At 64.1% G+C, this 26997-nt stretch carries 28 protein-coding genes and 1 tRNA gene; 17 read left to right on the forward strand and 12 right to left on the reverse strand.

Features of this window, described 5'->3' with window-relative positions:
* Window positions 1-40 precede the first annotated feature (40 nt).
* Both KHP60_RS19025 and KHP60_RS19030 read left to right on the forward strand, forming a co-directional pair.
* Window positions 41-502: a hypothetical protein gene (locus tag KHP60_RS19025; RefSeq protein ID WP_213565889.1), complete on the forward strand. Its 462-nt coding sequence runs from the start codon at window positions 41-43 to the stop codon at window positions 500-502.
* 120 nt (window positions 503-622) lie between these two features.
* Window positions 623-1213, forward strand: coding sequence for a GNAT family N-acetyltransferase (locus KHP60_RS19030; protein WP_213565890.1), 591 nt, complete (start codon window positions 623-625; stop codon window positions 1211-1213).
* 11 nt (window positions 1214-1224) lie between these two features.
* On the opposite strand, the gene KHP60_RS19035 is transcribed toward KHP60_RS19030, so the two are convergent.
* On the reverse strand, window positions 1225-1692 hold the full coding sequence (locus KHP60_RS19035) for a 5' nucleotidase, NT5C type (protein WP_213565891.1): 468 nt from the start codon (window positions 1690-1692) through the stop codon (window positions 1225-1227).
* Window positions 1693-1833: 141 nt separating this feature from the next.
* Between KHP60_RS19035 and KHP60_RS19040 the strand changes: the two genes are divergently transcribed.
* Together KHP60_RS19040 and ftsH are read left to right on the forward strand one after the other, a co-directional pair.
* The gene (locus KHP60_RS19040) at window positions 1834-2109 is read left to right on the forward strand and encodes a GNAT family N-acetyltransferase (RefSeq protein ID WP_213565892.1); all 276 of its coding nucleotides are present in this window, start codon (window positions 1834-1836) and stop codon (window positions 2107-2109) included.
* A gap of 164 nt (window positions 2110-2273) precedes the next feature.
* Entirely contained in the window at window positions 2274-3998 is a 1725-nt protein-coding gene (gene ftsH / locus KHP60_RS19045; protein WP_213565893.1) for an ATP-dependent zinc metalloprotease FtsH, read from the forward strand.
* 34 nt (window positions 3999-4032) lie between these two features.
* Here ftsH and KHP60_RS19050 read toward each other — a convergent pair whose 3' ends face one another.
* The gene (locus tag KHP60_RS19050; RefSeq protein WP_213565894.1) at window positions 4033-5538 is read right to left on the reverse strand and encodes a sensor histidine kinase; all 1506 of its coding nucleotides are present in this window, start codon (window positions 5536-5538) and stop codon (window positions 4033-4035) included.
* A gap of 170 nt (window positions 5539-5708) precedes the next feature.
* Here KHP60_RS19050 and KHP60_RS25550 point away from each other — a divergent pair, with 170 nt between their 5' ends.
* From KHP60_RS25550 to KHP60_RS19080, 7 genes are all read left to right on the forward strand, one after another.
* Window positions 5709-5834 carry a hypothetical protein gene (locus tag KHP60_RS25550; RefSeq protein ID WP_283770727.1) on the forward strand — a complete coding sequence of 42 codons (126 nt, stop codon included), beginning with the start codon at window positions 5709-5711 and terminating at the stop codon, window positions 5832-5834.
* A gap of 34 nt (window positions 5835-5868) precedes the next feature.
* Window positions 5869-6546, forward strand: coding sequence for an HAD-IA family hydrolase (locus KHP60_RS19055; protein ID WP_213565895.1), 678 nt, complete (start codon window positions 5869-5871; stop codon window positions 6544-6546).
* A 65-nt stretch (window positions 6547-6611) separates the two neighbouring features.
* Window positions 6612-7346, forward strand: coding sequence for an ATP12 family chaperone protein (locus tag KHP60_RS19060; protein ID WP_249688929.1), 735 nt, complete (start codon window positions 6612-6614; stop codon window positions 7344-7346).
* Window positions 7347-7484: 138 nt separating this feature from the next.
* Window positions 7485-9017, forward strand: a complete 1533-nt coding sequence (locus KHP60_RS19065; RefSeq protein WP_213565897.1) for an acyl-CoA carboxylase subunit beta — start codon at window positions 7485-7487, stop codon at window positions 9015-9017.
* A gap of 233 nt (window positions 9018-9250) precedes the next feature.
* A complete protein-coding gene (locus KHP60_RS19070; RefSeq protein WP_213565898.1) occupies window positions 9251-10420 on the forward strand; it encodes an OpgC family protein in 1170 nt (389 codons plus the stop codon).
* Window positions 10330-11172, forward strand: coding sequence for an SGNH/GDSL hydrolase family protein (locus tag KHP60_RS19075; protein ID WP_249688930.1), 843 nt, complete (start codon window positions 10330-10332; stop codon window positions 11170-11172). The genes KHP60_RS19070 and KHP60_RS19075 overlap by 91 nt, the downstream gene beginning before the upstream one ends.
* A 146-nt stretch (window positions 11173-11318) precedes the next feature.
* The gene (locus KHP60_RS19080) at window positions 11319-12398 is read left to right on the forward strand and encodes a PLP-dependent cysteine synthase family protein (RefSeq protein WP_213565900.1); all 1080 of its coding nucleotides are present in this window, start codon (window positions 11319-11321) and stop codon (window positions 12396-12398) included.
* A 235-nt stretch (window positions 12399-12633) separates the two neighbouring features.
* Here the strand turns inward: KHP60_RS19080 and KHP60_RS19085 are convergent, their stop codons facing one another.
* Together KHP60_RS19085 and KHP60_RS19090 are read right to left on the reverse strand one after the other, a co-directional pair.
* Window positions 12634-13251: an alpha/beta hydrolase gene (locus KHP60_RS19085; protein ID WP_213565901.1), complete on the reverse strand. Its 618-nt coding sequence runs from the start codon at window positions 13249-13251 to the stop codon at window positions 12634-12636.
* A 216-nt stretch (window positions 13252-13467) separates the two neighbouring features.
* On the reverse strand, window positions 13468-14397 hold the full coding sequence (locus KHP60_RS19090) for a ring-cleaving dioxygenase (RefSeq protein ID WP_213565902.1): 930 nt from the start codon (window positions 14395-14397) through the stop codon (window positions 13468-13470).
* Window positions 14398-14715: 318 nt separating this feature from the next.
* On the opposite strand from KHP60_RS19090, the gene KHP60_RS19095 reads away from it, so the two are divergent.
* The 4 genes from KHP60_RS19095 to KHP60_RS19110 all read left to right on the forward strand — a co-directional run bounded on the left by KHP60_RS19095 (window position 14716) and on the right by KHP60_RS19110 (window position 18609).
* On the forward strand, window positions 14716-15129 hold the full coding sequence (locus tag KHP60_RS19095; RefSeq protein ID WP_213565903.1) for a hypothetical protein: 414 nt from the start codon (window positions 14716-14718) through the stop codon (window positions 15127-15129).
* Between the two features lie 281 nt (window positions 15130-15410).
* Entirely contained in the window at window positions 15411-17411 is a 2001-nt protein-coding gene (locus KHP60_RS19100) for an acetyl/propionyl/methylcrotonyl-CoA carboxylase subunit alpha (protein WP_213565904.1), read from the forward strand.
* A 247-nt stretch (window positions 17412-17658) separates the two neighbouring features.
* Window positions 17659-18165 carry a gamma-glutamylcyclotransferase family protein gene (locus KHP60_RS19105; protein WP_213565905.1) on the forward strand — a complete coding sequence of 169 codons (507 nt, stop codon included), beginning with the start codon at window positions 17659-17661 and terminating at the stop codon, window positions 18163-18165.
* A 150-nt stretch (window positions 18166-18315) separates the two neighbouring features.
* Window positions 18316-18609: an acylphosphatase gene (locus KHP60_RS19110; protein WP_213565906.1), complete on the forward strand. Its 294-nt coding sequence runs from the start codon at window positions 18316-18318 to the stop codon at window positions 18607-18609.
* On the opposite strand, the gene KHP60_RS19115 is transcribed toward KHP60_RS19110, so the two are convergent.
* A complete protein-coding gene (locus KHP60_RS19115) occupies window positions 18606-19016 on the reverse strand; it encodes a rhodanese-like domain-containing protein (protein ID WP_213565907.1) in 411 nt (136 codons plus the stop codon). The genes KHP60_RS19110 and KHP60_RS19115 overlap by 4 nt on opposite strands.
* A gap of 74 nt (window positions 19017-19090) precedes the next feature.
* Between KHP60_RS19115 and KHP60_RS19120 the strand changes: the two genes are divergently transcribed.
* Together KHP60_RS19120 and KHP60_RS19125 are read left to right on the forward strand one after the other, a co-directional pair.
* Window positions 19091-19783: a DUF599 family protein gene (locus tag KHP60_RS19120; RefSeq protein ID WP_213565908.1), complete on the forward strand. Its 693-nt coding sequence runs from the start codon at window positions 19091-19093 to the stop codon at window positions 19781-19783.
* Entirely contained in the window at window positions 19776-20054 is a 279-nt protein-coding gene (locus KHP60_RS19125; protein ID WP_213565909.1) for a DUF3253 domain-containing protein, read from the forward strand. The genes KHP60_RS19120 and KHP60_RS19125 overlap by 8 nt, the downstream gene beginning before the upstream one ends.
* Here KHP60_RS19125 and KHP60_RS19130 read toward each other — a convergent pair.
* From KHP60_RS19130 to KHP60_RS19160, 7 genes are all read right to left on the reverse strand, one after another.
* Window positions 20018-20848, reverse strand: coding sequence for a YdcF family protein (locus KHP60_RS19130; protein ID WP_311925206.1), 831 nt, complete (start codon window positions 20846-20848; stop codon window positions 20018-20020). The genes KHP60_RS19125 and KHP60_RS19130 overlap by 37 nt on opposite strands.
* A gap of 194 nt (window positions 20849-21042) precedes the next feature.
* Entirely contained in the window at window positions 21043-21747 is a 705-nt protein-coding gene (locus KHP60_RS19135; RefSeq protein ID WP_213565910.1) for a ribonuclease activity regulator RraA, read from the reverse strand.
* Between the two features lie 95 nt (window positions 21748-21842).
* Complete coding sequence (locus KHP60_RS19140; protein WP_213565911.1) at window positions 21843-22496, reverse strand: glutathione S-transferase family protein; 654 nt, start codon at window positions 22494-22496, stop codon at window positions 21843-21845.
* 121 nt (window positions 22497-22617) lie between these two features.
* Window positions 22618-23790 carry an isovaleryl-CoA dehydrogenase gene (locus KHP60_RS19145; RefSeq protein WP_213565912.1) on the reverse strand — a complete coding sequence of 391 codons (1173 nt, stop codon included), beginning with the start codon at window positions 23788-23790 and terminating at the stop codon, window positions 22618-22620.
* 223 nt (window positions 23791-24013) lie between these two features.
* Window positions 24014-24913 carry a GH25 family lysozyme gene (locus KHP60_RS19150; protein WP_213565913.1) on the reverse strand — a complete coding sequence of 300 codons (900 nt, stop codon included), beginning with the start codon at window positions 24911-24913 and terminating at the stop codon, window positions 24014-24016.
* Between the two features lie 90 nt (window positions 24914-25003).
* On the reverse strand, window positions 25004-26428 hold the full coding sequence (gene mgtE / locus KHP60_RS19155) for a magnesium transporter (RefSeq protein WP_213565914.1): 1425 nt from the start codon (window positions 26426-26428) through the stop codon (window positions 25004-25006).
* Between the two features lie 221 nt (window positions 26429-26649).
* Window positions 26650-26734: transfer RNA gene (locus tag KHP60_RS19160), tRNA-Leu, on the reverse strand.
* Window positions 26735-26997 lie beyond the last annotated feature (263 nt).

Consider the following 26997-nt stretch of genomic DNA (forward strand, 5'->3'; position numbering starts at 1 on the left):
TCCACTTCTGGGTCCGATGCTCCAGGCAAGGAGGAGATCGATGGAACACAAGCCTCTTGATCAGCTCCGTAGCGTAGCCGACGTTCAGCCGAGACCCCTGTCTCGCGAGGAACGACTTCATCGTTGGATCGACCTGCTCGAGCGGGATCCCAAGCGCCGCCTGAACTCCCTTGGTGAAATCGAGTACAAGCCGCCGGCGGAGCGCGCCCTGGTCCGCGAGGACAACTCGCCGCTGACGGTCGCCTATGACGATCCGGTCCTGCGCGCGGACGGGTTGGCGAGCGACCGGCTCGGCGATGCCATGCGGTACTTCGCCCTGTCGGACGGTCAGGCCCATTATGCCCTTTGCTCATGCCTGAGCGGACGCACGATGGAGGCCATGACCTGCGCTCAAAGGTTGCGGAACGCGACAGGCAACGTCGCCTGGCAATCGGCCGTCGGCGCCTGGGTTCTGGCGGCACTGGCCGTGAGCCTGCCAGGCATCGTCTACCTGCTGAGCTGAGCGTCATTGCACGAACATGACCACGTCAGGAGGCCTATCCGCCTCCTGATGGTGCCTTGGCCATTGCAGGCTGTTCCTGAATCGGGGACAAAGCGGCAGACCGCAAAAGGCACACCCTCCATGCTGCACGTCGAGCCCGTCACCCTCGCCACCGACCGTTTGACCCTGCGTCCGCTGAGCCTTGCCGATGTGCCGGCTCTCGGCGTCGCCGCTAGCGACGGCGAATTGTGGGAGAAGAAGACCACGACGGTGCCCCGGCCCGAGGAGTTCGAGGCTTACGTGCAGAAGGCCCTGGAGCTTCAGGCTGCAGGTCTTGCTCTCCCTTTCGCAACGGTGGTCAACGACGGTAACCGGGTCGTCGGCTCGACGCGCTACATGAACATCGATGCCGCCAATCACCGGGTCGAGATCGGCACCACCTGGATCGCCAAGTCCTGGCAGCGGACCTTCGTCAACACGCACGCGAAGTTCCTCATGCTGCGGCACGCCTTCGAGGTCCTGGGCTGCCTTGCAGTCGAAATCCGCACGCACGCCCGCAACGACCAGTCCCGCGCCGCCATCGAACGCCTGGGCGCCAAGCTTGACGGGATCCTGCGTCAGCACATGATCATGCCTGACGGGCATATCCGCGACACGGCAGTCTACAGCATCGTCCGGGAGGAATGGCCTGCGGCGAAGGCCAGGCTGGAGTCGCGACTGGCGTCGGCTTGAGGATGTGAGGCTCAGATAAAGCCGTGTTCCCGCAGCCGCTTGATCGAGGTGGCTGCATCTCGATGATGGATGAAGACGCCACCTGCGCCTTCCCAGAGATGGCGATACTTCTCCCGGTCATCCACCAAGGCGTCTCCGGGATGGCAATGTTCGCGCTTCAGGGCGGCCGATGTGGTGATCACCTTGATGCCGGGAAAGTGCCGCTCGGCCCAGCGCCGCTTCTGCGGCTCAGCCCAGTTCCCGCGTGGCAATCCGGTCAGGATGACAGGATTGACGTGGCGAACGGCTTCGAACAGGTCCATGGCATCGGGGAGAGGCTCGAGGGTGTTGAAGAAGTCTGGGGCGGCGGCAATCTCCGACCAGAAGCGTTTCAGGCCGAACCGGCGTTCGTATTCGGCCGGAGGCATGCCGAAGATGTGGGCCGCACCTCTGTCGAAGTCGGCCAGGACACCGTCGCAATCCAGGAACACAGTCGGCATGCCACAGGCCTCTCAATGGTTCCGTTCCGAAACCAGTCTTGGTTGGCATTGTTCCTCGATCATTCTGAGCGTGGCGGTTTGCGGAACGCCGCTGGCCGGATCACGTTGGTCTCGGACAGGTTCTGTAACGTGAGTTGAAGCATGAGCAGCACTGTTCGCGACAACGTCGACCGACATCGATTCGAACTGGAGCGAGACGGGCAGATTGCCTTCGCCAATTATGAACGGCGCGGTTCCGATCTCGTGATCCGGCATGTGGAGGCTGCCGTTCCTCTGCGCGGCACCGGCGCCGCGGGCGAGCTGATGCGCGGTGTCGCCGAGATCGCGCGCTCGGAAGGGCGGTCGATCACACCCCTTTGCGGCTATGCCAGGACCTGGATCCGCCGTCACAAGGAATACAGCGATCTTCTGACCTGAAGCGAATTCCCTCCGTTCGGTGGGTGTGCCCATTCGCCGTACTGCGGTCTGCGTCAAAATAGACTAAACAGCGGCTCCTCCAAAAAACTTCATACTGCGCTATGGGGGCGCCGCCTGTGACCAACGTTCTCGAAAAAGCTAGAAGGGTTCTGGCCAAGAAAAGCGTGGCTGTTTTGGCCGCAATCCTTGCTCTTGTCATTGCCGCCGCCGTGTTCGTCGGTCCCCGGCTGGTGGCCGAGCCTGCTCTCGAGATCAGCTATTCCGAGTTCACCCGAGACTTGGCCGACAGGAAGGTCCAGAAAGTCCTGATCGAGAATGGCGGCCTCTCCGTCTCGACGGCGGGCAGGAACGTTTTCGTGCGCATGCCCAATGGCCTCGTGAGCGCCGACTATATCGAGCGGATCACCGCGTCCGGCGCAGAGGTGGATTTCAAGAAGCCGGGCTTCGATGCGGCCCATCTGGCCAGCATCTTGGTGCCGCTCGTACTGGTCGCGGCCGTGCTCGTCATGCTGGCGATCCAGACCGATTTCAAGCCGACGTCGCGCTGGCCTCGTGTGATCCGGAGCATCCCCAACCGCTTCGACGATGTGGCCGGCCAGGAAGAGGCCAAGGTCGAGCTGCAGGAGGTCATCTCGTTCCTGCGCGACTCCGAGGCCTTCACGAAGGTGGGCGCCCGCATCCCCCGCGGCCTCCTGATGGTCGGGCCGCCTGGAACGGGCAAGACCCTGATCGCCAAGGCGCTGGCCGGCGAGGCAGGTGTCTCCTTCATGGCGGTGTCGGGCAGCGACTTCTCGGCACCCCTGATCGGCATAGCCAAGGGCCGGGTGTCCAAGCTCTTCGAGCAGGCCCGCAAGAAGGCGCCGTGCCTGATCTTCATCGATGAGATCGACGCCATCGGTCGTATGCGCGGCGGCGGCGGATCGGCGGCCGACCGAGAATTCGAGTCGACTTTGAACCAGCTCCTGGTCGAGATGGACGGGTTCAACACCACGGCGGGCGTGATCGTCATCGGCGCGACGAACCGCGTCGACGTGCTCGATCCGGCCCTCCTGCGCCCCGGCCGCTTCGACCGTCAGGTCCATATCGGGCTGCCCGATATCGGGGGCCGCGAGGCGATCCTCAATGTTCATGCCCGCAACGTGAAGCTTGCCGCCGGGGTGAGCCTCGCCTCGATCGCCAAGGGCACGCCCGGCTTCTCGGGTGCCGACCTCGGCAATCTCCTGAACGAGGCCGCGATCTTCGCGGCTCGCGCAGGCCTCGAAGAGGTTGCGCATGATCATCTGGAAGCTGCCCGCAACAAGATCATCATGGGTCTCGAGCGGCGCTCCCTCGTGATTTCGGACGAGGAGCGCAGGCTTGTTGCCGTCCACGAGGCGGGCCATGCGCTCTGCGCCTGCCTGCTGCCGGCCTCCGACAAGGTGCACAGCGCCACCATCATTCCCCACGGCCAAGCGCTGGGACTCGTGATGCGGCTGCCCGATCATGACCGGTTCTGCATTCCGGTGGAGAAGCTGGAGGCGGACCTGATCGTCGCCATGGGCGGCCGGGCTGCCGAGGAGGTCGTGTTCGGTCCGAAGAAGGTCACGACGGGTGCCGCCAGCGACATCGCCCACGCCACCAACATCGTGACCAAGATGGTGACCGAATGGGGCATGAGCCCGGCCATCGGCATGGTCCGCGTGGCACGCTCCGGCGATAGCCTTCCGCGCGAGGTCGAGCAGGAAATCCGCCGCATCATCGACGAGATGTATGCGGCCGCCAAGGCCTGTATCGAAGACAACCGCAATGCGCTCGATGCCTTGACCAAGGCCCTTCTGGAGCACGAAACGATCGAGGGTGACGAAGTTCGCCAGATCGTCGCGAAGCAGGAGACGAGACTGGCCGCCTGAACGGGCCGTCGGATATCAGGATTCGGTTCTGCCTTCAGGCGCTGGAGGCTTCCCGCTTCACGTCGCCGTCGTCGTCTAGCGGCGCACGGATCGTGCAGACGACGCCGGCCGGCTCGAAGGTGATGGCGACATCTCCGTGGAGTTCCTGAGCCAGGCTGCGCTCGATCAGCCGCGTGCCGAAGCCTCTGCGGCTCGGTTCGACGACGGGAGGGCCGCCTGTCTCCTTCCAGATCAGCTCCAGCCTCGTTCCACCGCCTTGCTCCGCGATCGACCAGCCGATCGCGATCCGCCCCGTCGAGTTGGACAGGGCACCATATTTGACCGCGTTGGTGCCGAGTTCCTGGAGCGCCATGGCGATGGCAAGGGCAATGCGGGGCGGCAGGCGCAGATCCTGGCCGCGACAATCGAAGCGACTGTGTCCATGGCCTTGGAAGGGCGCGATGGCTTCCTGAACGACCTCGCGGAGATAGGCCCCATCCCAGTTCTCGCGGGTCAGCACGTCATGGGCGCGGGACAGGGCGAACAGACGCCCCTCGACCGCGACGAGCGCTTCGCCGGTCGTCTCTGCATTGCGCAGGCTCTGGGAGGCGATGGATTGCACGGTCGCCAGGGTGTTCTTCACGCGATGATTGAGCTCGTTGATGAGAAGCTGCTGGTGTTCCTCGGCCTTCTTCATCTCCGTGATGTCGAGCGCCACACCCAGGGTTCGCGCCGGTATGCCGTCCTTGACGTCCTGCATCTCCGCCCGGAGCAGGAGCCAGTGGATGGAGCCATCCGGCCAGACGACCCGCAGCTCGGTTTCCACGTGCCGATCCCCTCGAGCAAGGGCCTCGGCAACGGTTGTTCGGAGGCGTTCACGATCACCCGGGACGTAGCGGGCCCTGATGTCCTCGGTGGACAGGGTTGCCTCCGGCGAAAGACCGAGAAGGCGCTTCAACTCCGGTGAGACGGTCAACGTGTCCGTGGCCGTCTCGACTTCCCAGACGGCCATGTGTCCGGCGTCGATCGCGAGGCGCAGACGGGCCTCGCTTTCGGCCAGGGCCGCCTGTGACCGCTTGGTCTCGGTGAGATCGGCGGCGAGTACGTAAAACCCTATGACGCGGCCGTCTTCATCAAGATCGGGGATGTAGTCCGATTTGACGTAGCGTATGCCCGTGCCAAAGGGCGCCCACCATTCATGACCAGTCCGCTCACCGGCCAAGGCGGCTTCGATGTAGGGTCTCACCCGTTCATAGGCAGGCGCGCCGACGGCATCCCGCAGATGAACGCCGTAAAGGCTTTCCGGAGTCTGTCCGATCCAGCTCTCATAGGCTTGATTGTTGAACCGGTAGCGCTGATCGGCGTCCACATAGGCAATAAGGGCCGGCAGATGATCGGCGATCTGTTTGAGCTGCAACTCGCTGGCATGGTCGGGCATATTGGCGGCAACGTAGCCGGGGCTCTGCCCACGAAGACGAGCCCGCAGCTCTCGATTTTCGCGTTCCAATTCCGCAAGTCTCTGCAGCAGAACGGCCCAGTCCATGGGCGCAGGCGTCATCATTTACTCTTCTTGACCCATTTCCCGGACAATCCCTATCCCGCCGTTGGTCTAGGCGCGAATATAGAACGCTGTCAGGAAAAAACCGGGCACAGGCAATTGTTTCCTGGAAACGTCTTCTGGCAGAGCCATGGATTATTGAATAAGGTGCCCGCCCAAAAGGGGGCTCCCACATGAAGCGCATCATCCGCGTCACCGCCGTCATCGGTCTCGGCCTGCTCGCAACGGCCTGCGACAAGTGCGGCAACTGGAATATGAATACGCCGCAGCTGTGCCACGCCGACAAGCCCTCGAGCTAGGCCGCTGGCATCTTCATCTGATCGGGAAAGACCCTTGAAGCTTGTTCTCTTCGATGTCGACGGCACGCTGATCGACAGCCAGAACGTCATCGTCGCCGCCCAGCGGATGGCCTTTGCGGCCTGTGGGCTGGAGGCGCCGAGCCGGGAGCGTTCGCTCTCCATCGTCGGTCTGTCCCTGGTGGAGGCCTTCACGGTTCTTGTGGGGCCGAAAGGCCCTATCGAACGCTTGGTCGAGGCTTACAAGGACGCCTTCCACACCCTGCGCCAGGACCCGGCGAATGCGGAGCCGCTTTTTCCCGGTGTGGAGCGCTGCCTCGACTGGCTCGACAGCCGTGAGGATGTGCTGCTCGGGATTGCGACCGGCAAATCCCGGCGCGGCGTTGCCCACCTGCTCGATCGGCACAGCTGGCATGACACCTTTTCCGTGATCCAGACCGCCGACGATGCGCCCTCCAAGCCTCATCCGGGCATGATCCTGCAGGCGATGAAGGAGACCGGGGCTGGTCCCCACGATACGGTCATGGTGGGTGATTCGAGCTTCGACATGGGCATGGCCCGCGCTGCCGGGGTGCTGCCGGTGGGCGTCTCCTGGGGCTTCCAGCCCGTAGCCGCTCTGGCAGAGGCGGGAGCAGGCCCCATCGTCCATTCCTATGCCGAGCTTGAGGCCGTCCTGCGCGAATTCCTGGATTCGCCCTCGAAGATTTCCGCCTGAGCTCCTATTTCACGCCCATGACAGATTCACGCGACTGGTTCCCGTCGGAAGAGGAACCGAACCCGATGCGCGCGGCCCAGGCCGGCATGAAGCCAACGCTGCCGAAGCGCTTCTACAAGGAAGCCGGCATCGAGGAACGGGGCGGCCAGTTCCTTCTGACCCTGGACGGGCGCACCGCCAAGACCCCGGGCAAGCAGATCCTGGCCGTGCCGACACGAGGTCTCGCCGAGGCGATGGCGGAGGAGTGGCGGGGGCAGGGGGGCGAGATCGATCCCTCGACCATGCCGATCACCCGGATCGTCAATTCCGCCATCGACGGCGTTGCGCCCCGGCGGGCGGAGGTTGTGGACGACCTCGTCCGCTATGCAGGATCCGATCTGGTCTATTACCGCGCCGGCGAGCCCGAACGGCTGGCCAAATCCCAGGACGATGCCTGGAGCCCGGTTCTCGACTGGGCGAAGGGCGCCCACGGTGCCCGTTTCGTCCTGGGCGAGGGCGTCATGCACGTGACCCAGCCCGACGAGGCCGTTGCTGCCATCCGCGGTGCGATCGAGCAGATCCGGTCTCCCTTTGCGCTCGCCGCCCTGCATGTGATGACCACGCTCTCCGGCTCTGTGCTCATCGCGCTCGCCCACGCGGCACAGCGGATGGACGCTGACCAGGCCTGGGCCGCCGCCCATGTGGACGAGCTCTATCAGGAGAGCGTCTGGGGCGAGGACTACGAGGCCATGGAGCGTCGCCGCCGGCGCGAGGCCGATTTCAAGGCGGCCTCGACCGTTTATCGTCTGGCCGGTCTATAAGCCGGCGTGCGGCCTGGCTCCGCTTATTTCGGCCAAGGGCCGTGAAATGACGCTAGGCCCACGCCGATAGTGGGATTTTGAGCCTCGCACGGCTGTGCTAAGCGGGGAGAAACATTCCCCCGCATCCAGGGATTCCCGATGAAAGACATGCTTGAACGGCTTGAAGAGCGGCGCGCCCAGGCTCGCCTCGGCGGCGGCGAGAAGCGCATCGAGGCGCAGCACGGCCGGGGCAAGCTCACCGCCCGCGAGCGCATCGAGCTCCTGCTCGACAGGGGCTCCTTCGAAGAGTTCGACATGTTCGTCGAGCACCGCTCCACCGATTTCGGCATGGAGAAGGTCAAGATCCCGGGCGACGGCGTCGTCACCGGCTGGGGCACCGTCAATGGCCGCACCGTCTTCGTCTTCGCCAAGGACTTCACCGTCTTCGGCGGCTCGCTGTCCGAGGCGCACGCCCAGAAGATCATCAAGATCCAGGACATGGCGCTCAAGATGCGTGCGCCCATCGTGGGCCTGTTCGATGCCGGCGGCGCCCGCATCCAGGAGGGCGTGGCGGCGCTCGGCGGCTACGGCGAGGTGTTCAAGCGCAACGTGATCGCCTCAGGCGTCATTCCGCAGATCTCGGTGATCATGGGGCCCTGCGCCGGCGGCGACGTCTATTCGCCCGCCATGACCGATTTCATCTTCATGGTGCGCGACCGCTCCTACATGTTCGTCACCGGCCCGGACGTGGTCAAGACCGTCACCAACGAGACCGTGACCTCGGAAGAACTCGGCGGCGCCAAGGTCCACACCACCAAATCGTCGGTGGCCGATGGCGCCTACGACAACGACGTGGAGGCGCTCCTGCAGGTGCGTCGCCTCATCGACTTCCTGCCCGCCAACAACATGGACGGCGTGCCGGAGATCCCGAGCTTCGACGACCCGAACCGCACCGACGACAGCCTCGACACCCTGATCCCGGACAACCCGAACAAGCCCTACGACATGAAGGAGCTGATCCTGAAGGTCGTGGACGAGGGTGACTTCTTCGAGATCCAGGAATCTTACGCGAAAAACATCATCACCGGCTTCGGGCGCGTGGAGGGTCGCACAGTCGGGTTCGTCGCCAACCAGCCGATGGTGCTGGCGGGCGTGCTCGACTCGGACGGGTCCCGCAAGGCCGCGCGCTTCGTGCGCTTCTGCGATGCCTTCAACATCCCGATCGTCACCTTCGAGGACGTGCCGGGCTTCCTGCCGGGTACGGCACAGGAATATGGCGGCCTCATCAAGCACGGCGCCAAGCTGCTGTTTGCCTATTCGGAAGCGACCGTGCCGCTGGTCACCGTGATCACGCGGAAAGCCTTCGGCGGCGCCTATGACGTGATGGCGTCGAAACATATCGGCGGCGACGTCAACTACGCCTGGCCGACCGCGCAGATCGCCGTGATGGGTGCCAAGGGCGCGGTGGAAATCATCTTCCGGCAGGATATCGGCGACGCGGACAAGATCGCAGCGCGCACCAAGGAATACGAAGACCGCTTCATGTCGCCCTTCGTGGCGGCCGAGCGCGGCTACATCGACGAGGTGATCATGCCGCATTCGACGCGGCGGCGGATCGCCCGTGCGCTGGCGATGCTGCGCCACAAGGAGAGCGAGCGGCCCTGGAAGAAGCACGACAACATTCCGCTGTGACGGCGGACGAAGCGCCCCTGCGCCCGCAACGGATCGAGCGTTCCTGAAATCTCAACGCTCCCCGCGTAGGGCTGAAATGCCCTGCGCGGTAGTCTGTCACGCTTGCCTCGCCAAGCTTGATTTGGAATACCGGTCCAAAGGCCGAATCCGTCTCAAAGAGTTGATGACGGTGATCGGATCCCGCCGCCGTTTTCCGGCGTTCTGCCGCTATTCAAAAACCGCGAGGGTTGGGAATGCACGCCTCGGGAGGCCGCAATACTTTGATCGATTTCTGGCGCGGGCTCGTCCTCGTCATCATCTTTGTCAATCATGTTCCGGGCAACATTCTCGAGCACCTGACCCCGCGCAATTACGGTTTCTCTGATGCGGCAGAGGCTTTCGTCTTCATCTCCGGCCTGTCGGTTGCTCTCGTCTATTATCCGAAACTCCCCCAAAGCGGCATTATCGGTGTCGTGAGACGATGCTTCCGGCGATCGCTTGAACTTTATCGCATGCACCTGATCATGACGGGTGTGGCCGTAGCGCTGTTCTCCGTCGGCTATGTGATCAGTGACGATATCGGCATGCTCGAGGCTCATGGTCGGAGTGCGGTTTTCGACGATACGGCCCGCGGCATCACGGGTGTTCTTCTGCTCGGGCATCAGCTCGGCTACTTCAACATCCTTCCCCTCTACATCGCCCTCATGCTCTGGGCTCCCGTAGCCATGATCCTGATGCGGATTCATGTGGTGCTGGCGGCTGCCGTCTCCGTCGGAATTTACGCGCTCGCTCGTGCCGATGTGCTCGCCTTGCCGAGCTGGCCCGAGCCGGGCAGGTGGTTCTTCAATCCCTTCGCCTGGCAGCTTCTGTTCACGATGGGCATCTTCGCAGGGGCGCTGCTCTCGCGATTGAAGAGTGTCCCCTACTGGCGTCCCGGTTTCATCGGCTCGGTCGTCCTCCTGGTCGTTTCCTTCGTCATCATGATGAACGGATTCGGTTTGGCGCCGAACCTGCTCTGGGGCGCCTTCAACACTGTCGACATCATCAAGAGCGATCTGGGTCTCGGCCGACTGGCCCACTTCCTGGCTCTGGCCTATGTTGTAACGCAGCTTCGGCTAGGCAAAGTGCTTCAGACAACCGCCTTTGGCGCCGAAATGATGCGCCTTGGCCGCTACTCCCTGCCGGTTTTTGCGTTCGGGTCCATCCTGAGTGCCCTCGGAGAGATCACGATGACGCTGGCCTCCGTGAAGTCGTCCGCTAGTCCGCATATCGTCGGTATGGTATTCACCGTGTTCGGCATTCTCGGACTCCTCCTACTGGCACGATATCTCGAATGGAAAAAGAAGGGCTCGACTGCTCCCAGGCAGGAGCAGATCGGAAAAGCTGGTCTCGTGTCGGTCCCGTCTGGGCAGCTTCCGCATTAGCGTCGATTCTTCTTGTCGGCGTCACTGGTCCTGCCCGCGCGCAGGACACGGCCTGTCTGGCTTCGAAGCCGGTTTTTTCGTCCCCGGTAAGGCTGGAGGGAATTGGGTCAAAGCTCAGGCGGCAGGAGCCTGTGCGGATTCTTGCCATCGGATCATCCTCGACCGAGGGAATCGGGGCCTCTTCCCCCGCTTACTCTTACCCGGCTCAGCTCCAGGCCGATCTCATGCAGTCGTGGAAGGGGAATATCGCCGTTGATAACGCCGGAAAGGGCGGCGAGACGATTTCGGAAACCGTCGGGCGTCTCGAGGCCGCCCTCAGGGAGAGGAGGCCGGATCTCGTCATCTGGCAGGTTGGCACCAACGATGCCGTCAAGGGGGGTGACGAGGCCCGGTTTTCATCACTCCTGAGGCAGGGAATCGATGCCGCGCAGGCGCTCGGCGTCGAGGTCGTTCTCGTCGATCAGCAGTATTATCCGGCCATCAAGGATCTCGATCATTACGAGCGGTTCGTGGGCCTCGTCGGCGCGACCGGTGCCGCCGAGCATGTGCCGGTCTTCTCGCGCTACAAGCTGATGAAGGCCTGGGGCGAGCGCTCGCCGGATGTCCTGAGCACCATGCTGTCGAGCGATGGATTTCACATGGGCGATCGGGGCTACGACTGCCTGGCGCAGCTCATCGCCGACGGCCTCCATTATCCAACGGCCGTGTCCGAGGTGATGCCGAACGTGACTGTTACCGCTGCGCAGCGTTAACCCCGGGTCCTTGACGACGGATTGCCACGACGTTCGGACGCGCCTTGCGTTGCGCGGCTGCCCTCGATATGGCGTGCATCGGAACGCTTCCTGCCCGCGATCCTCAGGTCCGGGCACTTTCGCCGATGCTGGATCGAGACCTTCCTATGACCTCCCCATGTCCACGCTCCTGGGTCTCCACGGCCATCCAGGTCATCGAGGCGGACTTCAACCGCTCATCGGATACGCATCTCCTGCGCGTGCCGCTGCCGGCAGCGCCGGGCGTGGCGCTCTATCTCAAGGATGAATCGACCCATCCTTCGGGAAGCCTGAAGCACCGTCTGGCGCGATCGCTGTTTCTGTATGGCTTGTGCAACGGTTGGATCGGGCCTGAGACGACGATCATCGAGGCTTCGAGCGGGTCAACGGCCGTGTCCGAAGCCTATTTCGCCCGGATGCTGGGTCTGCGCTTCATCGCCGTGATGCCGCGTTCCACGTCGGCCGAAAAGATCGCGCAGATCGCCTTCTATGGCGGCGAGAGCCATTTCGTGGACAGCCCTGCCGAGATGTATGCGGAGAGCGCGCGTCTCGCCGAGGAGCTCGGCGGCCATTACATGGACCAGTTCACCTATGCCGAGCGGGCGACGGACTGGCGCGGCAACAACAACATCGCGGAATCCATCTTCAGCCAAATGGGCCACGAGGAGCATCCGATCCCGACGTGGATCGTGGTGGGGGCAGGGACGGGCGGCACCTCGGCGACGCTCGGGCGCTATATTCGGTACCGTCGCCTGCCGACGCGGTTGTGCCTCGCCGATCCGGAGGCGTCCGTGTTTCACCGGCACCTCGCGGACCGGGCCGTGTGCACCGTCTCAGGGCCGCCCTCGGTCATCGAGGGGATCGGCCGCCCGCGCTGCGAGCCGTCCTTCGTGCCGGAACTGATCGACCGCGCTTTCGCCGTGCCGGATGTGGCGAGCATTGCGGCCGCCCGGGTGCTGTCGCGCCGCATCGGCCGCTCCTGCGGCGGTTCCACCGGGACGAACCTGTGGGCGGTCGCTCAGATCGCCGGCGAAATGATGAAGAACGTAGAGCAGGGCTCCGTCGTGACGCTTCTTTGCGATTCAGGTGAGCGCTACCGCAGCACGCATTTCGACGATGCCTGGCTTGAAGAGCGCGGCATCGACATCAGGCCGGCCGAGGAGGCGATGGAGCGGTTCTTCGAGACGGGGGCGCTTCAATCCGATTGATGATAGTCGCTGACCGCGTCGCAAGAGGCTGGCTCGGCAAGGGCATCCCTCGCCGTCATGGCCGGGCTTGTCCCGGCCATCCCGATCCTGTGGAACACTGCGCTCGTCGAATCGGGATCACCGGGATGAGCCCGGTGATGACTGCAGGAAGGCTGCCGTCCTTTATGCGCGAGAACCTGAGGAACCCGCGTAGCAGCCGTCTTCGCAGAACGACGCCAGGGCTCGTCAAATCCGCTTACTTGCCGGATAGCCCGAACCACTTCACCAGCAGGCTCAAATCCGTCTGTGACAGGTTATGGCCCGCTGGCAGCATCTGGTGCTGAACGTCCGCGCCGGATGCCGACAGGGATGCGGCGAGCCGTTTCGCATTATCGGCCGGAATGATCGGGTCCATGGCGCCCGAAATCATCAGCACGCGCTTGCCGGCAAGGTCCGCCTGCGGAGCATCGGACAACGGCACCATGGCCCTCAGCAGTGCGGCCCCCGCAAGCGCCTCGGGCCGTAGCAGCAGCATGGCGGCGGCTATGTTGGCGCCGTTGGAGAAGCCGACCGCAACGGGTGCCTCGAGCCCATAGGCGCTGCGTGCCTCGCCGACGAAATCCGCCAGCTCGTTCGCGCGGAATCTCACATCCTCCTCGTCGAACACGCCCTCCGCGAGGCGGCGGAAGAACCGGGGCATGCCGTTCTCCAGGATCCTGCCGCGCGGAGAGAGCAGGGCGGAGCCTGCGGAGATCGTGCGGCCGAGGCCCAGAAGATCGTTCTCGTTGCCACCCGTGCCGTGGAGCAGCAGGAGCGGTGGACGCTTCGGGTCCGTGCCGGGTTCATAGCGGTGGATGAAGGACAGTTCGGTCATGGTTTGTCTTTCTGTCAGAGCGACACGTGCGCCCTTGTTCCCTTCACCTTGCGGGGAAAGTGAAGGCGCTTTTCCGCATCGGGATCACCGGCACAAGGCCGGTGATGACGTGGGAGGAAGTGGCCTGGGGCCTGTCGATCATGCATGAGCTGCGGCTTTCCGACTCGCACCCTCAATCCCTCCCCGCAAGGGGGAGGGAAAAAGGTGGGCGTCAGTTCAAGCCAGCTCGGGCAGGTGAGACTCGATTTCGCTGCGCCGAGGCTCCAGGAACGCCGGCAGCTTCAGCTCGGCGCCCAGGCTGTCCTGCGGCTCGTCCACTGCGAAACCAGGCTCGTCGGTGGCGATCTCGAACAGAATGCCGCCCGGCTCGCGGAAATAGACGGACCGGAAGTAGTTGCGGTCCTTCTGCTCCGTCGTCTGCAGGCCGTGGGTCTCGGCGAGCTTTCGTACCATCTCGGCCTCCTCGGCATCGTCCTTGGCGCGGAACGCCACGTGGTGGACGGAGCCGCCGCCCATCCGGCCCGGCAGGAAGCCGCCGGCGCTGCGGATATCGACCGTGCTGCCCATCAAGGCGTCGGTCTTGTAACGGACGAGGGAGCCGTCGCGGGCGGTCTCGCGAAAGCCGAACACGTCGGTGAGGATCGCGCCCGTCCGCTCGCCGTTCTCGACGAGGAGCTTGACACCCTCGAGGCCGCGAATGGCATGCTCCGCCGGGATGCCTTCAACCGTCCAAGCGGGCTCGCTCTCCGCATCGGGAGCGCCGACGAGCGCGAGGCTGGTGCCGTGCGGATCCTTGAAGGTCAGCACGCTCTGTCCGAAGCGCTTCTCCACGGTGCCGTGCTCGACGCCTTGCTCGATGAAGCGATGCGCCCAGTAGCCAAGAGACGCCTCAGGCACCCGGAACGACGTCTCCTGGGTCGAGCCGATCCCGTTGCGACCCGGGGCGACGTGTTCCCAGGGGAAGAACGTCAGGATGGAGCCCGGCTGCCCAAGGCCGTCACCGAAATAGAGATGATAGGTGCCGGGATCGTCGAAGTTGACGGTCTTCTTGACGAGGCGCAGGCCGAGCACGCGGGTGTAGAAGTCGAGGTTGCGACGGGCGGGGCCGGCAATGGCGGTGACGTGATGGATACCGTGGTGCCGCATGGGACTCTTCCTTAACGAGCGAGCGCGAATTGCGCTGCGTTGTCGAGAACATAGGTACCATCGAAGAGCGCTGAAGTGCGGAAAGGGCAGCCTTGCGGGATTGCAAGCTATTGCTTCCTTGGCAGGCAAAGGCGCGTAATTCCTGATGAATTCGGTTTGGCAAGATTCCAGCAACCAAAGTCTCTCAACAACGCTTAACCTCAACGCCGATTCAGTATGTCGTGTTAACGGTTTAAGCCTGCCATCCGTGTGAGAGTCATCGTCGGACAAGCGATCAACCGGTAGTCAGCCAAAGAAAAGCCGGCGGGAGTCAAACGGATGATGAAGGATCAACTTCGCGATTTCATCGACAGGATCAATGAGACCCATCAGGTTTCGGATGATGACGTGAAGATGCTTCAGGGCGAGATCCTCGAGGGCGGCATCACGAGCCGTCTCGAGGTCGAATCCCTGCTGGCGCTCGACCGCGCCGTCGATGCGGCGGAGAGCTGGGGACCGGTCCTCACCAAGCTCGTGGTCGAATTCGTCGTCTGGAACCGAGCCCCCCACGGCGTGGTCAGCAACGACGACGCCTTCTGGCTCGCAACCCTGCTCGAGATCAGCGGTCCATCTCCGAATGCCATGAGCATCGCCTATGCCATCCTCGACGAGGCGGGCTATGTGGATGTGGCGCTTCTCGATTTCATCATGCGCGGACGCCAGCAGGCGAGGCTCTCCCGGATGGCCGCCTGAGGGCTGGTCGGCAACATGATCAGGGGCTCATCAGCCTTTCGTGACGACCCTCTCACGTGATGGCCGGCCTCGTGCCGGCCATCCCGGCCCGTGAAGAGCTGTACTTTTCCGATCGGCATCACCGGCACCAGGCCGGTGATGCCGGAGGAGGTGGAATTCCAACCGACTCTCGGGCAGCGCTCCGTCTAACGCTAAATGCTGACGAAGCCCAGCTTCCCCAAGGCACGGATGTGCAGTAACGGAGGTGGGCTTAATTGTTTGGGTGGAGCGTTCGAGGGTTCATGTTCGACAAGATCCTGATTGCCAACCGGGGCGAGATTGCGTGCCGGGTCATCAAGACCGCCCGGCGCATGGGCATCAAGACGGTGGCCGTCTATTCCGATGCCGACCGGGATGCCCTCCATGTGGAGATGGCCGACGAGGCGGTCCATATCGGCCCGGCCGCCGCGGCTCAGTCCTATCTGGTGATCGAGAAGATCATCGAGGCCTGTAAAGCCACCGGCGCCCAGGCGGTCCATCCCGGCTACGGTTTTCTCTCCGAGCGCGAGGCCTTCCCCAAGGCCCTGGCCGAGGCCGGCATCGTGTTCATCGGCCCGAATCCCGCAGCCATCGCGGCCATGGGCGACAAGATCGAGTCGAAGAAGGCCGCCGCCGCCGCCAAGGTCTCGACCGTTCCGGGTTATCTCGGGGTGATCGAGGGGCCGGAGCAGGCGGTGACCATCGCCGACGAGATCGGCTACCCGGTCATGATCAAGGCTTCCGCCGGCGGCGGCGGCAAGGGCATGCGCATCGCCTATTCGGCCGGCGAGGTCGCCGAGGGCTTCGCCCGCGCCACCTCGGAGGCGGCCTCGTCCTTCGGCGACGACCGCGTCTTCGTGGAAAAGTTCATCACCGATCCGCGCCACATCGAGATCCAGGTGCTCGGCGACAAGCACGGCAACGTGATCTATCTCGGCGAGCGCGAATGCTCGATCCAGCGCCGCAACCAGAAGGTTATCGAGGAGGCGCCGTCGCCGCTCCTCGACGAGGCGACCCGCCGCCTCATGGGCGAGCAGGCGGTGGCTCTCGCCAAGGCCGTGGGCTACGATTCCGCCGGCACGGTGGAGTTCGTGGCCGGGCAGGACAGGTCGTTCTACTTCCTCGAGATGAACACCCGCCTGCAGGTGGAGCATCCGGTGACCGAGATGATCACCGGCATCGACCTCGTGGAGGAAATGATCCGGGTGGCTGCCGGCGAGACGCTGCGCCTCTCCCAGGCCGATGTGAAGCTCAACGGTTGTTCGGTCGAAAGCCGCATCTATGCGGAAGACCCGGTGCGCAACTTCCTGCCCTCGACCGGTCGCCTCGTCACGTACCGCCCGCCGCAGGAGGGCGAGACGAACGGCGTGACGGTGCGCAACGACACGGGCGTCTACGAGGGCGGCGAGATCTCGATCTACTACGATCCGATGATCGCCAAGCTCGTCACCCATGCGCCGACCCGCCTCCAGGCCATCGAGGCCCAGGCGACGGCGCTGGATGCCTTCGCCATCGAAGGCATCCGCCATAACATCCCGTTCCTCTCGGCCCTGATGCAGCATCCGCGCTGGCAATCGGGCAAGCTCTCCACCGGCTTCATCGCCGAGGAGTTCCCGCAAGGGTTCAAGGCGCCGGCGCCGGTGGGCGAGGTGGCGTTGCGCATGGCGGCCGTGGGTGCGGCCATCGATCACCTGCTCAACGAGCGCAAGCGTCACATCTCGGGCCAGATGCGCCAGGCTTCGAGCGTGCAGTTCGACCGCGAGCGCGTGGTGCTGCTGGGCAGTGAGCGGCACGAGGTGGTGATCGAGGACATCGAGGGGGGCTTTGCGGTCGTGATCGACGGGGAGGCCTGGCCGATCGTCTCGAACTGGGTGCCCGGCCAGCCGGTCTGGAACGGCACTGTCGGGGGCGAGCAGGTTGCCGTGCAGGTGCGGCCGATCCTCAACGGGGTGGTGCTGTCCCATGCGGGCGCCTCGACCGAGGTGCGGGTCTACACCCGGCGCGAGGCGGATCTGGCGGCCCTGATGCCGGAGCGGCTCGAGGCCGACACGGGCAAGCAATTGCTCTGCCCGATGCCGGGCTTGGTGAAGGCGATCAGTGTGAGCGTGGGCCAGGAGATCAAGGCCGGCGAGCCGCTCTGCATCGTCGAGGCGATGAAGATGGAGAACGTGCTGCGCGCCGAGCGCGACGGCACCATCTCCAGGATCCACGCCAAGGAGGGCGACAGCCTCGCGGTCGATGCCGTCATCATGGAATTTGCATAAGCGGGTCACATTCGGTCGTTCTGTTGAAGACTGGTTCATAACCGCAATCCTCATGCTGAGGGACTGGCCGGACATTCGCCGCCTCGTCATCACCGGCCTTGTTCCGGTGATCTCGATCCGAGAAGCGCCGCGCTCATCCGCGTCGGGATGGCCGGGACGAGCCCGGCCATGACGTCCAGGCTGTGTCGATAGAAGGCCGACCAGCCTCTCAGCATGAGACGCATCAGCACCCAAGGAAGCGCAGGCCATGCCCCTCTATTTCGCCTATGGGTCCAACATGGACCAGGCCGCCATGCTCCAGCGCTGCCCGGCTTCGAAGCCGGTCGGCATCGGGCGGCTCATGCGGCACCGCTTCATCATTTTCGACGAAGGCTATGCCTCCGTGGTGCGGGATCCGCAACGCGCGGTCTGGGGAATGGTTTGGGATCTGGCCCTAGCCGACGTGCTCGCCCTCGACCGTTACGAGAGCCTCTCGACGGGTCTCTACACCAAGGTGGTCCAGCCTGTCGTGACCGAGAAGGGACCGCGCCGGGCCGTCGTCTATATCGGACGCAGCACCAGGCCGGGCACGCCGCTGCCGGGGTACATGGAGGGAGTGGTGGAAGCGGCCCGGCATGCGGGCCTGCCGGAGGACTACATCCGAAGATTGGGCGTGTGGCTGCCCAAGACGCAGGCCTCAGTCCCGGTTCAGCAGAGCCCCGCGGTTCGTCCGCTCTGGAAGGCCCCTTCGGGAACCGTCCGCCGGAGCCGCTGACCCGAGGGAAGGGTCCTTGCATGGAAGTGAGGATCGATGAGATTTTCGGGGAAGCTGGACCCTGAGAAGGGAGAGCGCATTATCCGGATGCTGGATAAGGATTATGCCGGGCTCCGCACCGATGCCCGCCATGCACAGTGGTAAGTCAGGATGGACGAGAACCGAACTTCACACGTTGTCATCCATGGACTCGTCCAGGGCGTGAGCTTTCGCGCCTGGACGCAGCATCAGGCTGAATTGCACGGCCTCAGGGGCTGGGTGCGCAATCGGCGCGACGGGACGGTCGAGGCGGTGTTCTCAGGTCCCGGAAACCTGGTCGACGTGATGTTGAAGGCCTGCCGTGAGGGACCCGCCGGCTCGCGGGTGGAGAAGATGGAAATCCTGGCTCGCGGCGAGCCCGACTTCAATGCTTCGGGCCGCTTTGAGATTCGGGGAACGGCTTAGCTCTTCGGCCGCTCTACGATCTCGACGGGACCGCCGGCATTCTTCCAGGCGGTAAATCCGCCCTCCACATGGGCGACGGGCTTCAACCCCATGTCCTGTGCCGTCGCAGTCGAAAGGGCAGAGCGCCATCCGGCGCCGCAGAAGAACACGAAGGTCTTGTCCTGGGCGAAGACCGACTTGTGATAGGGGCTTTCCGGATCGATCCAGAACTCCAGCATGCCCCGCGGGCAATGCACGGCCCCTGGCACGCGCCCCTCCCGTTCGAGCTCCCGCGGGTCGCGCAGGTCCACGAACACCACATCCTCGCGGCCATGCAGGGCCAAGGCTTCGGCGATGGGCAGCGTCCGGATCTTAGCATTTGCCTCGTCGAGCAATGTCTTGTAGCCGCGTCCGATGGTTTGAGGCATGACGGGTTATTCTTCCCCTATGAGGTCTTCCACAAACTGGGCAAGATAGCGACAGAGTCAACCGGAGGCGACGGGTGCCGGGTTTCACCAATCTCGATTATGCGGCGCTGGCTTTCTTCCTCGTCGCCTGGTTCGGCTATCACGCCGCGGTCGAACTCACGCCTGCCGGGCAGAAAAGCCTGAACAAGGTGATGAATCAGTACCGCTATCGCTGGATGGAGCAGATGGTGGTGCGCGAGAACCGGATCGTCGACACCACGATCATGGCCTCCCTCATGAACGGCACCGCGTTCTTCGCCTCGACCTCGCTCATCGCCATCGGCGGCGTGTTGGCCCTTCTGCAATCCACCGACTCGGTGCTTCCGGTCTTCGCCGATCTGCCCTTCGGCGAGCCCCCGACCCGGCTGGCCTGGGATGTGAAGGTGGTAGGGCTCGCGGTGATCTTCGTCTATGCCTTCTTCAAGTTCGCTTGGTCCTACCGGCTGTTCAACTACATGGCGATCATCGTCGGGGCAGTGCCCGTGCTGAAGGAGAGCAGCCGCGAGGAGGCGCTGGCCGTCGCCCGTCAGGCAGCGGCGATGAATGCGGTGGCCGGCAAGCATTTCAACCGGGGACAGCGGGCATTCTTCTTCTCGCTTGCCTATCTCGGCTGGTTCGTGAGCGCCTATCTCTTTATCGGGGCGACAGCCGGGGTTCTGCTCGTCATGTGGCGGCGCCAGTTCCTGTCGGATGCCCACGATGCAGCCCTGAGGCAAACCGATGTCTAAGAGCGCGACGCCCGAGGAACTGGAGGCCGCCATGCTGTCTCTTCTCGAAGAACGTGGCCCAGGCAAGACCATCGGTCCGGCCGACGTGGCTCAGGCCATCGGCGGCAACCAGCCGGACGGATGGGGGCCCTTGATGCAGCCGGTCCGGAAAGTGGCCGTGCGCCTCATGAAGGAAGGACGCATCGTCGTCCTGCGCAAGGGCCGTCCGGTCGATCCCGACGATTTCCGGGGGACCTATCGGTTGGCACTGCCGCCCGAAGCGGAGGACTGAGGACCGGGGAAGAGCCGCGACGTGCGGCCCGTCGCGTAATAGCCGATCAGGCCCGCCCATTCCTTCGCGCCCAGATCGAGCCGCCGCAAGCCGTCCGAGATGAAGGCGAAGGGGCGGTGATTGTTGCCCCCGCCGCCGGTGCGGAAATCCACCGGATAGGGCGTCACCGGAAAATCGGCGTTCTCGAACACGCCGACGGCCCGCGGCATGTGCCAGGCGGATGTCACGAGAAGCCAGCGCTCGCCTTCCTGCGGTTGCGCGAGTTCCCGAGAGAAAACCGCATTCTCGGATGTGGTGCGCGAGCGGTCCTCCACCAGGATGCGGGTTTGATCGATGCCGACGCTCTTGAAGTAGGCCGCGATGATGGGAGCCTCGGCGGCGCCGTCACCGAAGACCGTGCCGCCTCCGCCGGAAATCAGGATGCGGGCTTTCGGGTAGCGGTGGGCGAGCTCAATCGTGTCGAGCACGCGCTCCGCCGATTCATTGGAGACGATCATGCCGCGGGAGGCCGAATCCGCGGCCTCCACGGACCCGCCGAGAAGGATGATTCCGTCCGCCGGCTTACCATCGTCGCGGAAGGGCGGAAACCGCTCTTCCAGCGGAAGCAGGATGTAGCTGGCGATCGGAAGAAGGCCGAGTGCGATCGTCGCCAGCGTGAAGACGAGGCTCACCCCGATGCCGAAGGATCTCAGCCGCTTGAAGAGAGCAAGGATCAGCCCCAGCAGAATGAGGCTCATCAGGAGATTGGATGGCGTGGCGAAGAACCACGCGACTTTCGAGAGGTAGTAGAACACATGCCTGTCCTTGCTTTGGATGCCTCAAACCTACCCCGAGAGGCTGGCTGGACATTCATCTTCCGCGTCATCACCTGCCTTGTGCCGGTGATCCCGATGCGAGAGGCGCGGCGCTTCACAGAATCGGGATGGCCGGCACAAGGCCGGCCATGACGTCCAAGGTTCGTAAGGGTTCTTCGCGAAGCGCGGCAGGCTTATGATCTGTTCAACTCGGCCTCGTAGCGGGCCTTGGTCTCCGCATTGGGCGGATACAGGCCGGGGAGGGGAACGCCCTTTTCGACCTCGCGCATGACCCAGAGCTCGTAATGCTCCTGCGCGACGGCTGCCTTGGCGACCTCTTCCACCATGGCGGCGGGAATCACCACGACGCCGTCGCGATCGGCCACGATCACGTCATCCGGGAAGATGGCGACGCCGCCGCAGCCGATGGGCTCCTGCCATCCGACGAAGGTCAGGCCCGCCACCGAGGGCGGAGCGGCGACGCCCGCGCACCAGACCGGCAGGTTCGTGCCCTCGACGCCGACCGCATCGCGCACCGCGCCGTCCGTGATCAGCGCGGCCACGCCACGCTTCTTCATGCGGGCGGTGAGAATGTCGCCGAAGATGCCGGCATCGGTTACGCCCATGGAATCGACCACCGCGATGCAGCCCTCCGGCATGTCCTCGATGGCCGCGCGGGTCGAGGTGGGGGAGGCCCAGGATTCCGGCGTCGCCAGATCCTCGCGGGCGGGCACGAAGCGCAGGGTGAAGGCACGGCCGACCATCTTCTCCGTGGCATTGAAGGCCGGCATCGGTCCCTTCATCCAGCAGCGGCGGACGCCCTTCTTCAAAAGCACGGTGGTGATCGTAGCGGTGGAAGCGGCGCGCAGGGCATCGGCGATGGTCTTGTCGAGGGTCATGGCTGTTTCCTGATAATGCGATGGGCTTTCATAGCGGGCCGCGTCTGGGAGCGCTACCGCAGCGGGAACCTTTCGACCGCGATCCTGTCTGCCTGTCAGTCGCGATCAGGCGCGCCGAGCGGAAAGAACGGGCGGTAGGGGCGGGCCTCGTCGACCGCACGGGCAAAGGCCGGACGGGCGAGGAGCCTGCGGCGATAATCCCGGACGCGCTGGAATGCCTCGTCGATGGGATGAGCCCAGTCCGCATAGAACAGCGATGGAGCAGCCGCGCAATCGGCGAGGCTGAACGTCCCGCCGGTGGCCCATTCGCGCCCCGCGAGCGTCCGGTCGAGCCAGCCATAGGCCCGGTCGAGCATCGCCCGCGCCTCGGCGACGCCGTAAGAATCGCGATCCCCCTCCGAGCGGATACGATCGGCGACGATCTTCTGCATCGGCGTCATGACGTAATTGTCGAAGAAGCGATCCATCAGCCGGACATCGAGAGCTTCCCTTAGGTCTTCGGAGATCAGCCGTACGGGGCCGGGATGGTGGAGGCCGAGATGCTCAATGATGATCGTGGCCTCCATGACGGTGCGGCCATCGTCCACGAGCACGGGGAAACGCTTGATGGGCCATAGCGCCTCGAGCTCGGCACCGCTCTGCTCATCGCCGAGGACCCGGTACTCGAACGGCGTGTCGTTCTCGTAAAGCGCGGTCAGGACTTTCTGGCAGTAGGACGAGAAGGGATGGGCATAGAGCTTGAGTGTCATCGGGGCCCCCGCGGCTTTCAACGAATTCCTCACTGTAGCCGGATCTGCCCGAATGAAAATCGCGACCGTTGAGGCACGGAGGGGCGGCCGGGAGCAATCCCCGGCCGCTTCCTATCGGACTTCACGCCGTCTTGGCGAACAGCTCGCGGCCGATCAGCATGCGGCGGATCTCGCTCGTTCCCGCGCCGATCTCGTAGAGCTTGGCATCGCGCAGCAGGCGGCCCGTCGGGTAGTCGTTGATGTAGCCGTTGCCGCCGAGCAGCTGGATCGCGTCGAGGGCCATCCTGGTGGCGTTCTCGGCGGCATAGAGGATGGCGCCGGCGGCGTCCTCGCGGGTCGTCTCGCCGCGGTCGCACGCCTTGGCGACCGCGTAGACATAGGCCTTTGCCGCATTCATGGTCACGTACATGTCGGCGACCTTGCCCTGCACGAGCTGGAACTCGCCGATGGCCTGTCCGAACTGCTTGCGCTCGTGGATGTAAGGCAGCACCACGTCCATGCAGGCCTGCATGATGCCCGTGGAGCCGGCCGCCAGCACGGCGCGCTCGTAGTCGAGGCCGGACATGAGGACGTTCACGCCGCGGCCGACCTGACCGAGCACGTTCTCCTCCGGCACCTCGCAATCCTCGAACACCAGTTCGCAGGTGTCCGAGCCGCGCATGCCGAGCTTGTCGAGCTTCTGGTGGGTGGAGAAGCCCTTGAAGTCTTTCTCGATCAGGAAGGCCGTCATGCCGCGCGGTCCCGCCTCCGGGTCGGTCTTGGCGTAGACGACCAGGGTGTCGGCGGTGGGCCCGTTGGTGATCCACATCTTGTTTCCGTTGAGCACGTAGCGGTCGCCGCGCTTCTCGGCGCGGGTGCGCATGGAGACCACATCGGAGCCGGAGCCCGGCTCGGACATGGCGAGCGCCCCGAGATGCTCGCCGGAGATCAGCTTCGGCAGGTAGCGGCGCTTCTGATCCTCGCTGCCGTTGCGGCGGATCTGGTTGACGCAGAGGTTCGAATGGGCCCCGTAGGAGAGGCCGACCGAGGCCGAGGCCCGGGAGATCTCCTCCATGGCGATCACATGCTCGAGATAGCCGAGGCCCGCTCCGCCATACTCCTCCTCGACCGTGATGCCATGCAGGCCGAGCTCACCCATCTGGGGCCACAGGTCGCGCGGGAAAAGGTTGGAGCGGTCGATCTCCTCCGCCCGCGGGGCGATCTTCTCCTGTGAGAAGTCGCGCACGGTTTCACGGATCGCGTCGGCGGTCTCGCCGAGATCGAAATTGAAGCCCTTGGCGGCGTTCGGCAGCATCTGTTCCTCCCAATTCCATTCATCGACCCGGAAAGAGTACGCGATGGATGACTTTTTCTCGCCGATCATTTTGGTCAGCATTGCTGCCCTTATCAAGGGTCGATCGCTTGAAAAGGGGAGGTGGGGCTGTCTCCGGGGCCGGCAATTGGTCGTAGATGGGAATGAAGAAATGGCTCCCTCACCGGGAGTGAGGAAGCCTGAATTCGTCGTTCTGCCAGATAGATTATTCCGCGATGCTCGCCGTCTGCACCGCGTCCATGTTGCGGCAGACGCCCTGCTGGCTCAGGCGGCTGTGGTCGCGGGGGTCGCAGGCGCTCTGGACGAACATGCGCCACTGGTTTTCCGTGCCGTAGAAGGTGTTGCGGTCCACGTCGCCCTTCACGCCGGGCACGCGGCCCGTGGTCGTGAACTGCCAGAAGGTCCAGCGGCGGTCGTTGTAGCGCACGTGAGGCTCGGCGGCCGTGCTGCGGATCCAGTAGGGGTAATCGTTGTACTCGCCTTCCAGGATTTCCTTATGGAAGGTGATGTCGGTGTAGATGATCGGCCGCTTGCCCGTATGGGCTTCCATCTCGCGCAGCATCACGTCGATCATGGCGAGAGCCTGCTCGCGCGGAACCTTTTTCGGGCAGTTCACCGACTGTCCGTTCCATTCCACGTCGAGAACCGGCGGGAGAGCGTCCGGGTCCTGCGGCACGTTCCGCTTGAACCAAGCCGCCTGCTCGTGCGCCGGACGGCACCAGTACACGAAGTGATAGGCGCCGCGCGGGACGCCGGCCTTCTTGGCCTCCCACCAGTTCTCGTGAAACTTGCTGTCGATGTGGTCGCCGCCCTCGGTCGCCTTGATGAAGGCGAACTTCGTGCCGGCCTGGCGCAGGGAAGCCCAGTCGACGTCGCCCTGCCACTTGGAGATGTCGACGCCATGGATCGGCAGCCGGTGGGCCGTCGCGACGCCCTCGTGCGGCCGGGCATCGCCCTTGGTCGGGTAGCGGCTCGACGAGGGGGCGATGGCGCAGGAGCCAAGTCCGAGCGCGATTGCAGCGAGCGCGCTGAACCGAGCGGCCCGAACGAACGTCGTCAGACCGGAAAGCTTGGAGCGGCTGGAGGAGCGGCGGCGAGTCTTCATCGGTTCAACTGTATTGTACGCAGAACTGGATCGCATCAGAGATGCCCGAAGAGCGTTAACAGGCCCTTACGAGCACGGCGCGAAACAAGCTTACAGATTAAACCACGCGGTTGCGATACCCAAAAAGGCGAAGAAGCCGACGATATCCGTGATGCTGGTGACGAACGGGCCGGACGATACGGCAGGGTCGACGCCGAACCGGTTGAGCGTCAGGGGTACGAAGATCCCCCCGAGCGCTGCAAAGACCAGGACCGTGACGAGGGCAAGGCCGATCACGAAGCCGAGCTGCGGGGACTGGAACCACAGACCGGCCACCGTTCCCAGGATGACAGCGAAGACCAGTCCGTTGAGCAGGCCGACCGCCGCCTCGCGGCGGATGATGCGCCAGGCATTGGCGCGGCCGAGCTCGCGGGTGGCAAGCGCTCGGACGGCCACCGTCATGGTCTGGGTGCCGGCGTTGCCGCCCATGGAGGCGACGATGGGCATCAGGATGGCGAGCGCCACCATCCGTTCCAGGGAATCCGAGAAAAGCCGGATGACGCTCGCGGCCAGAAAGGCGGTGCACATGTTGGCGAAGAGCCAGGGGAAGCGGCTTCTCTGGATGTAGAGGATCGTATCCGAGAGCTCTTCGTCCGATTTCACGCCGCCGAGCTGCTTGATGTCCGCGTCTGCCTCTTCTTCGAGCACGTCCACGATGTCGTCGACGAGGATCACGCCGACGAGGCGGCCTGCGTCGTCCACCACGGCGGAGGAGACGAGGTTGTAGCGCTCAAACAGGCGCGCCACCTCCTCCTGATGCTCGGTCGCCTCCACCCGGTCGGGCTCGTCGTCCATGATCTCTTGGATCGTGACCGGACGTTTCGAGCGCAGGAGCCGGTCCAGGGCGACAGCTCCGAGCAGATGGCCTGCCGGATCGATCACGAAGATTTCGTAGAAGGTTTCCGGCAGATCCGCCGTCTCGCGCATGAAGTCGATGGTCTGCCCCACCGTCCAGAACGGAGGCACGGCGATGAACTCGGACTGCATGCGCCGTCCGGCGCTGTCCTCGGGGTAGTCGAGGGAGCGCTGGAGCGCGACGCGCTCGATCGCCGGAAGCTGATCGAGAACCTCCGCCTGCTCTTCCTCGCGCATGCTCTCGAGGATGGTGACGGCGTCGTCGGAATCGAGCTCGCGCACGCCTTCGGCGACGGTCGCGGTCTCGAGCTCCTCGAGGATCTCCTCGCGAACCGCTTCGTCCACCTCGGTCAGCGCGGCGAAGTCGAAGGATGCGCCGAGGAGTTCGATGAGGCGAGGGCGCTGATCCGGCTCGAGGGCTTCGAGAAGATCGCCCAGTTCAGATTCGTGGAAGTCTTCGACGAGCTTCTGCAGGCGCTCGACTTCCGAGGCCTCGATGGCATCGGCGGCAGCGGCGAGGAATTCCGGATTGAGCTCGCCTTCCTCATCCCTGAAGGCCAGGGATTCGGGTTCAGGCCCATCGGGCTTCGGAAGCGGCGTCTTGTCTTCGACTTCCAGCATCAGCCGTCCTCTGAAGGTGGGTTGCCGCCTTTTAGGAGGGTGCGCCGGCTCGCGCAATGCGCCCAAAAGACTTTCTGGGAGAATCGGTTGGTGGCTGTTTCTGCCACATCGATGAAGGAGCCCGGGAAAGCGATTCAGGTCGCCTGCGCCGGGCAGATCTGGCCAACAAAAAAGGCCCCGGAAAGGGGCCTTTTCGTCTTCGGCACGGGAGTGCCGAAAGTTGGTGCGGTCAAGAGGACTCGAACCTCCACGGGTCTCCCCGCTACCACCTCAAGGTAGTGCGTCTACCAATTCCGCCATGACCGCGAACTCGGTTTCAGGACTGGTTTTCCTGAAGAGGTCGCCGCTCTAGCAGATCGATTGGGCCGCCGCAACCCCCTCCGTGGAGCTTGCGGCGATTGAGCTGAGAGAATGCCTCGCTTACCGGTGGCGGTATAGGCGATAAGCGCCTGCAGCGACTATATAAGCGGGAGATTTCAAGAAGAGTGGGCGACTGGCCCGTCCTCTCCAAGGGGGCGGAGCCCAGTCGCTCTGCTTCCGGCTACATCTTAAGGTGAATCGGTGTCGAA

The organism is Microvirga sp. 3-52 (assembly GCF_018383585.1).
Classification (GTDB): domain Bacteria; phylum Pseudomonadota; class Alphaproteobacteria; order Rhizobiales; family Beijerinckiaceae; genus Microvirga.

What these genes read in the sequence shown, in the direction of transcription:
- KHP60_RS19025 (WP_213565889.1), top strand. Translation starts at nt 41, where the DNA reads ATGGAACACAAGCCTCTTGATCAGCTCCGTAGCGTAGCCGACGTTCAG.
- KHP60_RS19030 (WP_213565890.1), top strand. Translation starts at nt 623, where the DNA reads ATGCTGCACGTCGAGCCCGTCACCCTCGCCACCGACCGTTTGACCCTG.
- KHP60_RS19035 (WP_213565891.1), bottom strand. Translation starts at nt 1,692, where the DNA reads ATGCCGACTGTGTTCCTGGATTGCGACGGTGTCCTGGCCGACTTCGAC.
- KHP60_RS19040 (WP_213565892.1), top strand. Translation starts at nt 1,834, where the DNA reads ATGAGCAGCACTGTTCGCGACAACGTCGACCGACATCGATTCGAACTG.
- KHP60_RS19050 (WP_213565894.1), bottom strand. Translation starts at nt 5,538, where the DNA reads ATGATGACGCCTGCGCCCATGGACTGGGCCGTTCTGCTGCAGAGACTT.
- KHP60_RS25550 (WP_283770727.1), top strand. Translation starts at nt 5,709, where the DNA reads ATGAAGCGCATCATCCGCGTCACCGCCGTCATCGGTCTCGGCCTGCTC.
- KHP60_RS19060 (WP_249688929.1), top strand. Translation starts at nt 6,612, where the DNA reads ATGCGCGCGGCCCAGGCCGGCATGAAGCCAACGCTGCCGAAGCGCTTC.
- KHP60_RS19065 (WP_213565897.1), top strand. Translation starts at nt 7,485, where the DNA reads ATGAAAGACATGCTTGAACGGCTTGAAGAGCGGCGCGCCCAGGCTCGC.
- KHP60_RS19070 (WP_213565898.1), top strand. Translation starts at nt 9,251, where the DNA reads ATGCACGCCTCGGGAGGCCGCAATACTTTGATCGATTTCTGGCGCGGG.
- KHP60_RS19075 (WP_249688930.1), top strand. Translation starts at nt 10,330, where the DNA reads ATGGAAAAAGAAGGGCTCGACTGCTCCCAGGCAGGAGCAGATCGGAAA.
- KHP60_RS19080 (WP_213565900.1), top strand. Translation starts at nt 11,319, where the DNA reads ATGACCTCCCCATGTCCACGCTCCTGGGTCTCCACGGCCATCCAGGTC.
- KHP60_RS19085 (WP_213565901.1), bottom strand. Translation starts at nt 13,251, where the DNA reads ATGACCGAACTGTCCTTCATCCACCGCTATGAACCCGGCACGGACCCG.
- KHP60_RS19090 (WP_213565902.1), bottom strand. Translation starts at nt 14,397, where the DNA reads ATGCGGCACCACGGTATCCATCACGTCACCGCCATTGCCGGCCCCGCC.
- KHP60_RS19095 (WP_213565903.1), top strand. Translation starts at nt 14,716, where the DNA reads ATGATGAAGGATCAACTTCGCGATTTCATCGACAGGATCAATGAGACC.
- KHP60_RS19100 (WP_213565904.1), top strand. Translation starts at nt 15,411, where the DNA reads ATGTTCGACAAGATCCTGATTGCCAACCGGGGCGAGATTGCGTGCCGG.
- KHP60_RS19105 (WP_213565905.1), top strand. Translation starts at nt 17,659, where the DNA reads ATGCCCCTCTATTTCGCCTATGGGTCCAACATGGACCAGGCCGCCATG.
- KHP60_RS19110 (WP_213565906.1), top strand. Translation starts at nt 18,316, where the DNA reads ATGGACGAGAACCGAACTTCACACGTTGTCATCCATGGACTCGTCCAG.
- KHP60_RS19115 (WP_213565907.1), bottom strand. Translation starts at nt 19,016, where the DNA reads ATGCCTCAAACCATCGGACGCGGCTACAAGACATTGCTCGACGAGGCA.
- KHP60_RS19125 (WP_213565909.1), top strand. Translation starts at nt 19,776, where the DNA reads ATGTCTAAGAGCGCGACGCCCGAGGAACTGGAGGCCGCCATGCTGTCT.
- KHP60_RS19135 (WP_213565910.1), bottom strand. Translation starts at nt 21,747, where the DNA reads ATGACCCTCGACAAGACCATCGCCGATGCCCTGCGCGCCGCTTCCACC.
- KHP60_RS19140 (WP_213565911.1), bottom strand. Translation starts at nt 22,496, where the DNA reads ATGACACTCAAGCTCTATGCCCATCCCTTCTCGTCCTACTGCCAGAAA.
- KHP60_RS19145 (WP_213565912.1), bottom strand. Translation starts at nt 23,790, where the DNA reads ATGCTGCCGAACGCCGCCAAGGGCTTCAATTTCGATCTCGGCGAGACC.
- KHP60_RS19150 (WP_213565913.1), bottom strand. Translation starts at nt 24,913, where the DNA reads ATGAAGACTCGCCGCCGCTCCTCCAGCCGCTCCAAGCTTTCCGGTCTG.
- mgtE (WP_213565914.1), bottom strand. Translation starts at nt 26,428, where the DNA reads ATGCTGGAAGTCGAAGACAAGACGCCGCTTCCGAAGCCCGATGGGCCT.